At 67.4% G+C, this 12,657-nt stretch carries 11 protein-coding genes and 1 tRNA gene; 7 read left to right on the forward strand and 5 right to left on the reverse strand.

What is annotated here, in order from left to right:
- Nucleotides 1-30 precede the first annotated feature (30 nt).
- Nucleotides 31-1,392: a DEAD/DEAH box helicase gene (locus ACOTSS_RS08745; protein WP_448691108.1), complete on the forward strand. Its 1,362-nt coding sequence runs from the start codon at nt 31-33 to the stop codon at nt 1,390-1,392.
- Nucleotides 1,393-1,496: 104 nt separating this feature from the next.
- Here ACOTSS_RS08745 and ACOTSS_RS08750 read toward each other — a convergent pair whose 3' ends face one another.
- Nucleotides 1,497-2,513, reverse strand: coding sequence for an NADP-dependent oxidoreductase (locus ACOTSS_RS08750; RefSeq protein ID WP_448691109.1), 1,017 nt, complete (start codon nt 2,511-2,513; stop codon nt 1,497-1,499).
- A 95-nt stretch (nt 2,514-2,608) separates the two neighbouring features.
- Between ACOTSS_RS08750 and ACOTSS_RS08755 the strand changes: the two genes are divergently transcribed.
- A tRNA-Ala gene (locus ACOTSS_RS08755) sits at nt 2,609-2,684 on the forward strand.
- 68 nt (nt 2,685-2,752) lie between these two features.
- Here ACOTSS_RS08755 and ACOTSS_RS08760 read toward each other — a convergent pair.
- Nucleotides 2,753-3,637 (reverse strand): DUF4349 domain-containing protein, encoded by an 885-nt coding sequence (locus ACOTSS_RS08760; protein WP_448691110.1) that lies wholly within the window; start codon nt 3,635-3,637, stop codon nt 2,753-2,755.
- A gap of 74 nt (nt 3,638-3,711) precedes the next feature.
- Nucleotides 3,712-6,024, reverse strand: a complete 2,313-nt coding sequence (locus ACOTSS_RS08765; RefSeq protein WP_448691111.1) for an ATP-dependent helicase — start codon at nt 6,022-6,024, stop codon at nt 3,712-3,714.
- A 331-nt stretch (nt 6,025-6,355) separates the two neighbouring features.
- Between ACOTSS_RS08765 and ACOTSS_RS08770 the strand changes: the two genes are divergently transcribed.
- Nucleotides 6,356-7,627, forward strand: a complete 1,272-nt coding sequence (locus ACOTSS_RS08770) for an MFS transporter (protein ID WP_448691112.1) — start codon at nt 6,356-6,358, stop codon at nt 7,625-7,627.
- Here ACOTSS_RS08770 and rsmD read toward each other — a convergent pair.
- On the reverse strand, nt 7,602-8,147 hold the full coding sequence (rsmD, locus tag ACOTSS_RS08775; protein ID WP_448691113.1) for a 16S rRNA (guanine(966)-N(2))-methyltransferase RsmD: 546 nt from the start codon (nt 8,145-8,147) through the stop codon (nt 7,602-7,604). The two genes, ACOTSS_RS08770 and rsmD, sit on opposite strands and share 26 nt — an antisense overlap.
- Nucleotides 8,144-8,992 (reverse strand): pseudouridine synthase, encoded by an 849-nt coding sequence (locus ACOTSS_RS08780; protein WP_448691114.1) that lies wholly within the window; start codon nt 8,990-8,992, stop codon nt 8,144-8,146. The genes rsmD and ACOTSS_RS08780 overlap by 4 nt, the downstream gene beginning before the upstream one ends.
- Nucleotides 8,993-9,147: 155 nt before the next feature.
- On the opposite strand from ACOTSS_RS08780, the gene ACOTSS_RS08785 reads away from it, so the two are divergent.
- From ACOTSS_RS08785 to ACOTSS_RS08800, 4 genes are all read left to right on the forward strand, one after another.
- On the forward strand, nt 9,148-9,585 hold the full coding sequence (locus ACOTSS_RS08785) for a response regulator (RefSeq protein WP_448691115.1): 438 nt from the start codon (nt 9,148-9,150) through the stop codon (nt 9,583-9,585).
- Nucleotides 9,586-9,658: 73 nt separating this feature from the next.
- Nucleotides 9,659-10,399, forward strand: a complete 741-nt coding sequence (locus ACOTSS_RS08790; RefSeq protein ID WP_448691116.1) for a DUF1223 domain-containing protein — start codon at nt 9,659-9,661, stop codon at nt 10,397-10,399.
- An 83-nt stretch (nt 10,400-10,482) separates the two neighbouring features.
- The gene (locus tag ACOTSS_RS08795) at nt 10,483-11,904 is read left to right on the forward strand and encodes an AmpG family muropeptide MFS transporter (protein WP_448691117.1); all 1,422 of its coding nucleotides are present in this window, start codon (nt 10,483-10,485) and stop codon (nt 11,902-11,904) included.
- A gap of 9 nt (nt 11,905-11,913) precedes the next feature.
- The gene (locus tag ACOTSS_RS08800) at nt 11,914-12,657 is read left to right on the forward strand and encodes a PLDc N-terminal domain-containing protein (protein WP_095389160.1); all 744 of its coding nucleotides are present in this window, start codon (nt 11,914-11,916) and stop codon (nt 12,655-12,657) included.

Raw genomic sequence — 12,657 nt, forward strand, 5'->3', positions numbered from 1 at the left:
TGCCCCGTTTTTTCCGGACATGATGACCCTATGAAATTTGCCGACCTCGGCCTTTCCGACGAACTTTTGCGCGCCGTCACCGAAGCGGGCTATGACGAACCGACGCCGATCCAGGCGGGGGCGATCCCCTCCGTGCTGATGATGCGCGACATGATCGGCATCGCCCAGACCGGCACAGGCAAGACCGCCTCCTTCGTGCTGCCGATGATCGACATCCTCGCGCACGGCCGCGCGCGGGCACGCATGCCGCGCTCGCTGATCCTCGAACCGACGCGCGAGCTCGCGGCGCAGGTCGCGGAAAACTTTGAGAAATACGGCAAGTATCACAAGCTCTCGATGGCGCTGCTGATCGGCGGCGTGCAGATGGGCGATCAGGTCAAGGCGCTCGAAAAGGGCGTCGACGTGCTCATCGCGACGCCGGGGCGCCTGATGGACCTGTTCGAGCGCGGCAAGATATTGCTCACCGGCTGCAACCTGCTGGTGATCGACGAAGCCGACCGGATGCTCGACATGGGGTTCATTCCCGATATCGAGAATATCTGCACCAAGCTGCCCGCGAATCGGCAGACGTTGCTCTTCTCGGCGACGATGCCGCCGCCGATCAAGAAGCTCGCCGACAAATTCCTGTCGAACCCGAAGACGATCGAGGTCGCGCGGCCCGCGAGCCGCAACGAGAATATCGAGCAGTTCCTGGTCAAGACCAGCGAGCGCGGCAAGCGCGAGACGCTGCGCGACCTGCTCGATGCAGAGGACGTGAGCACCGCGATCATCTTCTGCAACCGCAAGACGACGGTACGCGAGCTGGCGAAGTCGCTGCAGCGTTCGCGCTACGCCGCGGGCGAGATCCACGGCGACATGGATCAGTCGAGCCGCATCGCCGAACTCGACCGGTTCAAGAAGGGCGACATCAACATCCTCGTCGCCTCCGACGTCGCGGCGCGCGGGCTCGACGTGAAGGGTGTCACCCACGTCTTCAACTTCGACGCACCCTGGCACCCCGACGATTATGTCCACCGCATCGGCCGTACCGGCCGCGCGGGCGCAAAGGGCAGGGCGTTCACGCTGATCACCCCGTCCGACGACGAGGCGATCGACAATATCCAGAAGCTGACCGGCTACACGATTCCGGTCCACGACGCGGGCAAGGCCGAAGCCGCGCCCGCGAAGGACGAAGAGCGCGAGCCGCGCCGCGAGAAGCCGGAACGCGGCGGCCGCGGCAAGGCGAAGCGCGCCGAGGCGGCCGAGAAGCCGGCAGCGACGAAGCCCGCCGCGAAGAGGGCCGACGATCGCAAACCGGCGCCGGCCAGGCACCGCCAGCAGGACGATGACGGCCCCGACGACGGCTGGAACGGCCCGATGCCGGACTTCCTGTCGGTGGGCTTCGGCAGCTGACAGAATCCGCCGCCCCCGCGAAGGCGGGGGCCGCCGTCGGTTTGTGCAGCGAGGCCGGGTAAAGGCTGCCAGCAGCCCGCCTTCGCGGGGGCGACGGACATATTCTACAACCGGACCAGCATCTTCCCGATATTGGCGCCCGCGAAGAGCCCTAGGAACGCCTCGGGCGTCGCTTCGAGGCCGTCGTGCACCGTCTCGCGCATCGTCACCGCGCCGCTGGCGATCAGCCCGCCCATGTCGGCATAGAATTCTTCCATGCAGTCGAAGAACTGGTCGGTGTAGATGAAGCCTTCCATGCGGATGCGCGCGGGGATGGCGCGAATGATGTGCTTCATCGCCTGCGCCTTGCCGTCGTTGTAGACGTCGATCATGCCGCAGATCGCGAAGCGCGCGAAATCATTGGCGGCCCAGAAGGCCGCGTCGAGATGCTCGCCGCCGACATTGTCGAAATAGACGTCGATCCCCAGCTTGCCGAGCGCGGAAAGCGCGTCGCCGAGCCCCTCCAGCACCGGGCCGGCTTTGTAATCGACCACAGCATCGGCGCCTAGCTCCTTGACCCAGATGCATTTTTCGGCGCCGCCCGCCGATCCGATCACGGTCATCTCGCGCGCCTTGGCGATCTGCACCACCGCCGATCCGACAGCGCCCGCGGCGGCGGACACGAACACCGTATCGCCGGGTTTGGCCGCCGCGATGCGCAGGAGGCCGATCCAGGCGGTGCCGCCGGTCAGGCCCATATTGTGGAGGAAGGTCTGCGGCGGCATCCCGGCACCCAGCGCCTCGGCGGGCAGCTTGAAGGGCGACATGTCGAGCCCGATGATGCCACCGTCGCGCCAGCCGCCCATGTGGAGGATGAGGTCACCCGGCGCGAAGCCGTCCATCCGGCTTTCGAGCACTTCGCCGATCGCGCCGCCGGTCATCGGCTGGTCGAGCTGGAAGCTCGCGGTATAGCTTTTCGCGTCGTTCATGCGCCCGCGCATATAGGGATCGACCGACAGCCAGCGATTGCGGACGCGAAGCTGGTCGCGTTCGATCGGCGCGTCGGGTAGCTCGCGCAGCGCGAAATCGTCGGTCGTCGGCAGTCCTTGCGGACGATTGAGCAGATGCCAGGCCCTCGCCATATGTCTCACCCCCCACTTTTTGTCCGGCGGACGGCCCTTTGGTCAGAAAAGCCGTTGCCACTGTCAAGCTGGCTGGTTAAGAGGCCGCCGGTCGCGGGGCCGTAGCTCAGATGGGAGAGCGCTGCAATCGCACTGCAGAGGTCAGGGGTTCGATTCCCCTCGGCTCCACCACGACCCTTCTCCTTCATCGCCGAAGCGTGCCGACCGGGGACAGATTGCACCGTCCCCGGCCGCGGTCGTCATGTCGCGGGCGGCGTCGGCGCCTTGCTGCGGCCTGCGAACCACCCGCGCACCCGCGCCATCGGTCCCGTGCGCCACAGGAAGAGCAGCAGCGCGAAGAGCAGCGCCCACGGCAGCACCGCGGCACCGACCACGAGCACGAAGGAGAGGAGCAAGCTCCCGCTGCGGACCAGCATGTTCGCCGCATCGCTGAACGGATTGCCATAGCCGATGCCGGGAAGGCCGCCGGTTCCGACATAATCGAAGGCCATCGGTGTCGTCGCGAGCATCGCCTCGCCCGAACGGCGCGTATCGCGCTCGCCGTCGAGCCGCTCGCGCAGCGATGCGATCTGCTGCTGCAGTTCGGTGCGCTCGCGGTCGCCGAGGCCGCCCTGCTTCAATCGCGCCTCGAGGCGCGCGATCTCCGCACCGATGTCGGCGCTCCGCCGCTGCGAATCGCTGATCTGCGTCCCGACGTCCTCGCCGCTGATCCGCGCCTCCGCCAGCACGCCCTCCGCCTTTTCGACGCTGGCGAGCGCGTCGCGGCCGAACTTGCGCGCGATCGCGGGGTCGAGCTTGAATTCCAGCCGCGCCTCGACCGCATTCTCGCGGACCAGCCGATAGGTCATGCCGGTGATGCGGCAGCGCGCGATGCCGAGCGCCTCGCAGGCGGCGGCATGCTCCTCCTGCACCTTGGCGATGCGATCGTCGTCGAGGCGGAAGGCATAGGCGTAGTTGAAGGCGACGCCGGGCGCCGCGGTGACCGCAACGTCGGGGCCGCCCGCCGCGTCGGCGGCGACCTCGGCCATCGCCGGTGCCTCGCTCGACGTCGCATTGTCGGCGCGCTGTTCCGAGCAGCCGATCAGGGCGAGCGCCATCGCGCCCGCTAAGAGCTTGGTTTTCATGAAGACTCTCCCAATACGCGACTCGTTGGCCGCATGGGACGGCATATCATAACTTATATAGTAGACAATAGGATTCAGGCGAGCCGGACGAAGCCGTCGAGTACGCGCTTGCTGCCCGCCTGCTCGAACTCGACCTCCAGCTTGTTGCCGTCGATATCGATGATTTCGCCATAGCCGAACTTCTCGTGGAACACGCGCATCCCGATCGCGAGGTCGGCACGGGGCTTGGCGCCCACCGAGGCGGCGGGCGCCTTTTCGCTCGGCGCTGGGGCGCGGATGATGGTCGAGGAGCCGGCGACCGCGCGTTGCCATGCCGGGCCGCGCGTCATCGTGCGCGCCGGGTTCCGCTCGGCGACATGCGCGAAGGGATCCCCCTGCGCCGACCAGTTCGCGCGCCACAGGCTTTGTCCGCCGCCGAAGCTGTTTTCGCTGTCGACGAACTCGGGCGGGATTTCGGCGATGAAGCGGCTCGGGATGCTGCTCATCCACTGGCCATAGATACGGCGATTCGCCGCGTGATAGATGCTCGCGCGCTGCCGCGCCCGCGTGATCGCGACATAGGCGAGGCGGCGTTCCTCTTCGAGGCTCGCGGTGCCACCCTCGTCCATCGACCGCTGCGACGGGAAGACCCCGTCCTCCCAACCGGCAAGGAAGACATGGTCGAATTCGAGCCCCTTGGCGGCATGGATCGTCATGATGGTGACGGTTTCGCTGTCGTCGTTCTGGTCGCGGTCCATGACGAGGCTGACATGCTCGAGGAACGCCTCGAGCGACTCATATTCCTCCATCGCGCGAACGAGTTCGGACAGGTTTTCGAGCCGCCCCGCGGCGTCGGCGCTGCGGTCGGCCTGGAGCATCGCGGTATAGCCCGATTCGTCGAGGATCAGCTGGGTCAGCTCGGGGTGCGGCAACTCGCTCGCCTTGCCCTGCCAGCCGCGCATCTGCGCGACGAAGTTCGCGAGCTGGCGCCGCGCCTGCGGTGTAAGTTCGTCGGTCTCGGTGATCCGCGACGCGGCGTGGAACAGCGGCGCGCGCTCGTGGCGCGCGAACTGGTGAATCCGCACGACCGCCTTGTCGCCGAGCCCGCGCTTCGGGACGTTGACGATGCGCTCGAAGGCGAGGTCGTCGGCTGCCGACTGGACGAGGCGCAGATAGGCGAGGGCATCGCGGATTTCGGCGCGCTCGTAGAAGCGGAAACCGCCGACGATGCGGTAAGGCATGCCGATCGCGATGAAGCGGTCCTCGAATTCGCGCGTCTGGAACTGCGCGCGGACGAGGATCGCGGTGCGGTCGAGCGAGACGCGATTGCGCTGGAGGCTTTCCAGCTCCTCGCCGATCCGCCGCGCTTCTTCGGGACCGTCCCACACGCCGACGACGCGAACCTTGTCGCCTTCGTCGAGCTCGGTCCACAGCGTCTTGCCGAGGCGACCCGAGTTCTGCGCGATCAGCGCCGATGCGGCGGCGAGGATCTGCGGGGTCGAGCGGTAATTCTGTTCGAGGCGGATCACCGTCGCGCCGGGGAAATCCTTTTCGAAGCGCAGGATGTTCGCGACCTCGGCGCCGCGCCACGAATAGATCGACTGGTCGTCGTCGCCGACGCAGCAGATATTCTTGCGCGTCTGCGCGAGCAGCCGGAGCCAGAGATACTGGCTGGCGTTGGTGTCCTGATATTCGTCGACGAGGATATATTTGAAGCGGCCCTGATATTGCTCGAGCACGTCGCGGTGGGTCTTCAGGATCACCAGCATGTGAAGCAGCAGGTCGCCGAAGTCGCAGGCGTTCAAAGTCTTCAGTCGCGCCTGATAGAGCGCGTAGAAATGCTGCCCCTTACCGTCGGCATAGGCCTCCTTGTCCGCCGCATCGAGGTCGGGCGGAGTGAGGCCGCGGTTCTTCCACTTGTCGATCAGCCCCGCGAGCTGACGCGCCGGCCAGCGCTTCTCGTCGAGCCCTTCGGCCTGGATCAGCTGCTTGAGAACGCGAAGCTGGTCGTCGGTGTCGAGGATGGTGAAATTGCTCTGCAGTCCCACCAGTTCGGCATGGCGGCGCAGCATCTTCGCGGCGATGCTGTGGAAGGTGCCGAGCCACGGCATCCCCTCGACCGCGTCGCCGATCATCCGCCCGATGCGCTCGCGCATTTCGCGCGCCGCCTTGTTGGTGAAGGTGACCGCGAGGATTTCGGATGGCCAGGCGCGCCGCGTCGCGATGATGTGCGCGAGGCGCGCGGTCAGCGCCGCCGTCTTGCCGGTTCCGGCGCCCGCGAGCATCAGCACCGGCCCCTCGGTCGTCAGCACCGCCCGCCGCTGCGGGCCGTTCAATCCTTGCAGATAGGGCGGGTCCGAGGGGTCCGGGGGCGGGATGTCGGGCGGCGAGGCGGGGAGGCTGTTCACGCGCGAACGATTAGGGAACGGCGGCCGTGCTGTCCAGCGCGGCGCGATGGAGTGGTGTCGGGGGCCGAGCGCGGCGGTCGGCGCCGTTAGCGGTCGAGAGCGGCCACTCTTTCATCGTCATCCCGGACTTGATCCGGGATCCCGCTTCTTTGAGGTATCGACCGGCTTTGTGATCAAGCGGGACCCCGGATCAGGTCCGGGGTGACGAAGGGAAATAGAGTGACGTCCGCTCCCCATTCCCAAAACGGAGACTCCTTCTATTCCGCCTTGCGCGAAGCGGGGCAATCCGTCCAAAGCGGCGGCGACAGCAGTTGGGAAGGGGCGATCGCCCATGGATTTGGCACCCTATCGCGCGCACCGGCGCATCCTGATCGCGAGCCTCGTCGGCACCGCGGTCGAATTTTATGATTTCTATATCTACGGCACCGCCGCGGCGCTGGTGTTCGGGCCGCTCTTCTTTCCTTCCGAGTCCGAATCGGCGCAGCTGATGCTCAGTTTCATGAGCTTCGGCCTCGCCTTTTTCGCGCGGCCCGTGGGCGCCGTCGTTTTCGGCCATTTCGGCGACCGGATCGGGCGCAAGTCGACGCTCGTCGCCTCGCTGATGCTGATGGGGGGATCGACGCTGCTGATCGCCTTTCTGCCAACCTATGCGATGGCAGGGTGGATCGCGCCGCTGCTGCTGTGCACCCTGCGTTTTGGGCAGGGATTCGGGCTCGGCGGCGAGTGGGGCGGCGCGGCGCTGCTCGCGGTCGAGAATGCGCCGCCGGGATGGCGCGGGCGGTTCGGCATGGCGCCGCAATTGGGCGCGCCGGTCGGCTTCATCGCGGCGAACGGGCTGTTCCTGCTGCTCGGCCTGTGGCTGAGCGATGCCGAGTTCGCGGCCTGGGGATGGCGCATTCCCTTCCTGGTCTCGGCGGTGCTGGTCGGGCTGGGGCTGTGGGTACGGCTGAAGATCCACGAGACGCCCGCCTTTGCGGAAGCGATGGAAAAGGAGCCGCCGGTGGGGGTGCCGCTGGGCGCGGTGCTGCGCGATCATGGCGTGGCGCTGCTCGCGGGCACCTTCGCGGTCGTCGCCTGCTTCGCGATCTTCTATCTCGCGACCAGCTTCGCGCTCGCGCACGGGACGACCGCGCTCGGCTATCCGAAGGAACAATTCCTGCTGATCCAGCTCGGCGCGATCCTGTTCATGGCGGCGGGGATCGTTTTTGCCGGATATTGGAGCGACGCCGCGAGCGCACAGCGCGTACTGAGCTGGGGCTGCGCGGCAACGGTGGCGATCGGCTTCCTGTTCGGGCCGTCGCTGGCATCGGGATCGTGGGTCGTCGTCGCGCTGGGGCTGTCGGCGTCGCTGTTCGTGATGGGGCTGGTCTATGGTCCGCTCGGCGTGTGGCTGCCCGCGCTGTTCCCGGTGCGGGTGCGCTATACCGGGGCGTCGGTGGCGTTCAACGTGGGCGGCATATTGGGCGGCGCCGGCGCGCCGATCGCCGCGCAATGGCTGAGCGACCAGGGCGGGACGAGCTTCGTCGGCCTCTATCTGGGGGTGGCGGGGCTGCTGAGCCTGCTGGGGTTGTTGCTGGTCAGATCGCGCGTCGCAGCAGCGTAAGGTGCGCCTTGCCGACCTTGCGCTCGGCATCGACTTCGAAACCGGCGATCTCGACCGCTTCCTTGTCGGCCGTCTCGATCGAGATCCAGCTTTCGGGACCGACCCAGCCGAGCCGGTTGAGCTTGTCGAGCGCAACGCTGCCCGCACCGGTGCCATAGGGAGCGTCGAAGAGCAGCAGGTCGAAGGCGCGCGGCGCGGGGCCGAGGCCGAGGACCGAACCCGCGCGGACGTCGGCGCGGTTGGCGGCGCCGAGCGTGGCGAGATTCTTGCGCAGCGCATCGAGCGCATCGCGGTCCTGCTCGCCGAACAGGCAGTGGGCGCCGCCGCGCGACAGCGCCTCGATGCCGAGCGCGCCCGAGCCCGCGAACAGGTCGGCGACATACAGCCCCTCGAAGCTACCGAGGCGGCTCGCGAGCATCGAGAAGAGCGTCTCGCGGGTGCGGTCGGCGGTGGGGCGGGTCGCTTCATTCTTGGGCGCGAGCAGCTTGCGGCCGCGCCATTCGCCGGCAATGACCCTCATTTGTCGAGGCGCCGCCGGAACTGGAACAATTCGTCGCGCGGGACGAGCTCGACCTCTCCGACCGCGAGGTCGCCGACGGTGAACTGGCCGTAGCGCGTGCGGATCAGGCGGCTGACCTGGAGCCCCAGATGTTCGAGGACGCGGCGCACCTCGCGGTTCTTGCCTTCGGTCAGCGTCAGTTCGATCCACTGGTTGCGCCCGGTGCGGCGTTCGAGATTGGCGTCGATCTTGCCGTAACGGACGCCATCGATGGTGATGCCTTCGACCAGATCCTCGAGCTGCGTCTGGCTGATGTCGCCGAAGGCGCGTGCGCGATAAGTGCGCTCGACCCCGCTCGCGGGCAGTTCGAGCTGACGCTTGAATTCGCCATCATTGGTGAGCAGCAGCAGCCCCTCGGTATTATAGTCGAGCCGCCCGACCGGCATCAGGCGCGGCAGCCCCTTGGGCAGGATGTCGTAGATCGTCTTGCGCCCCTTGGGATCGCGCGCGGCGGTCAGGCACCCCGAGGGCTTGTGGAAGCGGTAGAGGCGGGTCGAGACGGGCTTGGCGACCGGATTGCCGTCGACGGTCAGCCCGTCGAGCGACGACAGCAGCGGCGCGGGCTGGGACACGATCTCGCCATTCAGCGCGATGCGGCCCTCCTCGATCATCCGCTCGACGTCGCGGCGCGATCCGACGCCGGCGCGCGCGAGCAGCTTGGCGATGCGCTGCGGCCCTTCCTCGCGCTCGGGTTCGGCCGCCTTCGGCTTGCGCGGCACCGCCACGCGCGCGGCGCGGCGGCCCTTCGGGGCATCGCGGTCGGGCGATGGTCGGGACGCGGATCGGGGCGGGCGATGGGTCGTCATCGGAACGGAAGCGCTTTCTTGTCGTTTTTCGGGGGGAAAAGTGTTGCGTTGTGATCACGCTCATAGCCGGAAAAGTGTCGCTTCGTCGATGGCAAGCAGAAGCGATATTGCAGGACGGACAGGAGCGCGTCATGGCGCGGTGGAACGGAGTTTTTATGCTCTTTGCGTCTCGCCCGTCGTGCATCAAGCGGCTGCTGGTCATCGAGGATGATCCGCTGGTCGCGTTCGATTACGAGCACACGCTGCAGCACAGCGGTTACGACGTCGTCGCGACGGTCGATTCGGGCGAGGCGGCGGTGGCCGTAATGGCCGCCGAGGCGGTCGACGCGATCGTGCTCGACCTGGGACTTGCGGGGCATATGAGCGGACGCGAGGTGGCGCGGCTGGCGCGTGACCGCGGCATCGCGGTGCTCCTCGTCACCGGCCAATGCCCCGAGGACGCCGCCGACATCGCGCTCGCCTGCCTGAACAAGCCGCACAGCACCGCGGCGCTCGTCGGCGCGCTGCGCGCGATCGAGACGATGATCTGCAAGAACAAGGCGCCGCGCAAGATCAGCGGCCTCCAGACCTATTGGCGGCCTGAGGCGGCCTAGGCCCCCGCTCTGGATTTTTCCGGCCCCCCGATGCTATCCGTCGCTTGCGACGGGGCGGACGGGAGATGACGGGATGAAAAGTCTGCTCGGCCTCGGAGGCGTGCTGCTCGCAGCGGCGGCGCTGCTTCTAGGCCTTTCGCACATCAGCGCGACCGCGAACCATGCGCCGGGCACGGCGCAGCGGCCGGTGCTGGTCGAGCTGTTCACGAGCCAGGGCTGCGCGTCCTGCCCGCCCGCCGACCGGCTGCTTGGCGAACTCGACGCGGCGGGCGCGGTGGTGGCGCTGAGCCGTCCGGTGACGAGCTGGGACGAACTCGGGTGGAAGGACACGCTGGCGCGCGGGGGCAACGACCGGTTGCAGCGCGACTATGCGGCGCGCGCCATTCCCGGCAGCGGCGCCTATACGCCCGAGGCCGTCGTCGGCGGCGCGGCGGCGACAGCCGGAACCAACGCCCCGGCGCTGCGCGGCCTGATCGCGGCGCAGCGCAAGGCCGGGACGATGACGCTCGCGCAGAAGGGCGGCGAAGTGGTCGCTTCCGCCCCGCGCGCCAATGTCGAGCTGCGTTTCGTCGCGATCCGGCACAAGGCCGCGGTCAAGGTCGACAAGGGCGAGAATCGCGGCCGCACGCTCGGCTACACCAATGTCGTCCTCGCCGAGGAGATCGCCCCATGCGACCCCTCGCTCGCCTGCCGCGCGCCATTCCCCGAACGCCTCGCGCACAGGAAAGGCGCCGATCGCTGGGCCGCGGTGCTGCAGGACCGCGACGGCGGCGCAGTGCGCGCGGTGCGCTGGATACGCCCGGCCGCCGATTAGCGGCTTCCAATTTGCTCGCGAGACTTTAGGCCTGTTGTCATGCAGAGGAGAGCCGTTCGACGGGGACGGCCGAGGGAGGAACGATGCAGCTTGGCCTCGACAGCCTGATCCTGGTGGCGGTGATCGCGGCGATCATTGGCCTTGCCTATGTGATCCCGTCCTTCGCCCCCTATCGCAAGCCGATGCCGATCGTCGCCTTTTTGCTCGGCATATCGAGCGGCTTTCCCCTGACCTTGCTTCTCGCGACGATGACATTCTGGCTCTCGAAGGTCGGCATCGACAAATCGACGATCGGCTTCGCGATCGGCCTGACCACACCCTATACGCTGAAATTCCTGTGGGCGCCGCTGGTCGACCGGTTGCCGATTCCCGTTTTGACCCGCCTGTTCGGGCAGCGGCGAAGCTGGTTGTTCGTGATCCAGGCGCTGCTGGTCGTCGCGATCTGGCAATTGGGCGCGAGCAATCCGACCAACGACCATCTGGCGCCCTTCGCGATCTGGGCGATCGTCGTCGCTTTCCTTTCGGCGACGCAGGATATCGTCATCGACGCCTACCGCATCGAGATATTGAGCGATGCCGAACTGCCGCACGGAACGGCGATGAACCAGTTCGGCTATCGCACCGGTAATCTGATCGCGGGGGTCGGCACGATCGCGCTGGCTTCGCCCGAGGGTTTCGGGCTCGGCTGGGCGGCGGCCTATGCCTTCACCGGCCTCGCGGTGCTGCCCGCTGTCGTCGGCGCGCTTTTCGCGGGCACCGGACGCTTCCATCCGTCGCAGGCGCGCGGCGGCGCGCAGGGCTTCGGCGCGTGGCTCAACGAAACGGTGGTCAGCCCGTTCCGCGAATTTCTCGGACGCCACGGCGCGGTCCTGATCCTGCTCTTCGTGCTCATCTACAAGGTCGGCGATGCGATGGGGCAGGGAATGCTCAATCCGATGATTGTCGAGCTGGGATTTACCGACACCGAATTCGTCGCGATCAACAAGGGCGTCGGCTTCGTCGCGCTGATCATAGGGTCGGCGTGCGGCGCGCCTTTCATCGCCTGGCTCGGCATGGGGCGGGCGCTGCTCGTTTCGGGGCTGCTGATGATGTTCAGCAACCTGCTGTTCGCGGCCCTGGCGTCGGTCGGCCACTCGCCGCTGATGCTCGCGCTGGCGGTGGGGACCGAGAATTTCACCAGCGGGATCGGGCTCACCGTCTTCGTCACCTATCTGTCGGGCCTGTCGAGCCTGGCTTATACGGCGACGCAATTTGCGCTGCTGTCGTCCTTCGCCGCGGTCGGGCGAACGTGGCTCGCGGCGCCGGGGGGCTATGTCGCGGAGACCTTGGGCTGGGTCGGCTTCTGGCTGTTCACCGTCGCCATCGCCGCGCCGGGCATGATCCTGCTGTGGCTGCTTTGGAAGCGCGGCTTCGTCGTCCAGACGGTGCGCCAGCCGAGCACCGAGGATGACGGGCACGAGACCGCCATCCCGGAAGAGGCCAAGCCGAAACCGGCGGCGGGCTGAGCGAAGCGCGTGCATTTCCTGATTATCTCGATCGCGCTGCAACTGCTTTGCATCGTCCATGTGTTCCGCACGGGCCGCAACACCGCGTGGATCATGGCGATCGCGTTTCTGCCACTGGTGGGTATCCTCGCCTATTTCATCGTCGAAATCCTGCCCGGTCTGCCGCGCGACCGGCGGGTGCGCGAAGCACGGACGAAGATCGCCGACCGGGTGGACCCCGAGCGCCACATTCGCGAGGCGCGCGATGCGGCCGAGTTCAGCGATACCGCCGGGCATCGGCTGGAATATGGCGATGCGTTGATGGCACGCGAGCGCTTCGACGAGGCGCTCCGCGAGTTTCGCGCGGCTGAGCGCCTGTCGCCGCACGTCGACCGGGCGATCGGGATGCGGATCGCCGAGGCGGCCTATGGCGCCGGCCGCTATGGTGAAGGGCTTGCGGCGATCGAACGCTTGCCCGAAACCATTTCCCGGACCGAACTCGACCGTCGCGCGCTGCTTCGCGCCAAGATCGCCGAGGCCGATGGCCGGGCCGACGAGGCGCTGGCGATCTATCGCGATATCGTCGGGCGCGTTCCCGGCGACGAGGTGCGTTGCCGCATGGCGGCGCTGCTGATCGCGGCGGGCGACCGCGCGGGGGCGAAGGCTCTCCTCAAGGAGGTCGTGCAGCGCATGAAGCGCACGCCGCCGGTGACGCTGAAAGCCGAAGTCGCGATGTACGATTGGGTCAAGCGGACGCTCGCCGAGCTCGGCTGA

The sequence above is a fragment of the Sphingopyxis sp. NJF-3 genome, assembly GCF_053514865.1.

Coding starts and splice junctions, on each gene's coding strand:
- ACOTSS_RS08745 (WP_448691108.1), top strand. CDS start 31: ATGAAATTTGCCGACCTCGGCCTTTCCGACGAACTTTTGCGCGCCGTC.
- ACOTSS_RS08750 (WP_448691109.1), bottom strand. CDS start 2,513: ATGGCGAGGGCCTGGCATCTGCTCAATCGTCCGCAAGGACTGCCGACG.
- ACOTSS_RS08760 (WP_448691110.1), bottom strand. CDS start 3,637: ATGAAAACCAAGCTCTTAGCGGGCGCGATGGCGCTCGCCCTGATCGGC.
- ACOTSS_RS08770 (WP_448691112.1), top strand. CDS start 6,356: ATGGATTTGGCACCCTATCGCGCGCACCGGCGCATCCTGATCGCGAGC.
- rsmD (WP_448691113.1), bottom strand. CDS start 8,147: ATGAGGGTCATTGCCGGCGAATGGCGCGGCCGCAAGCTGCTCGCGCCC.
- ACOTSS_RS08780 (WP_448691114.1), bottom strand. CDS start 8,992: ATGACGACCCATCGCCCGCCCCGATCCGCGTCCCGACCATCGCCCGAC.
- ACOTSS_RS08785 (WP_448691115.1), top strand. CDS start 9,148: ATGCTCTTTGCGTCTCGCCCGTCGTGCATCAAGCGGCTGCTGGTCATC.
- ACOTSS_RS08790 (WP_448691116.1), top strand. CDS start 9,659: ATGAAAAGTCTGCTCGGCCTCGGAGGCGTGCTGCTCGCAGCGGCGGCG.
- ACOTSS_RS08795 (WP_448691117.1), top strand. CDS start 10,483: ATGCAGCTTGGCCTCGACAGCCTGATCCTGGTGGCGGTGATCGCGGCG.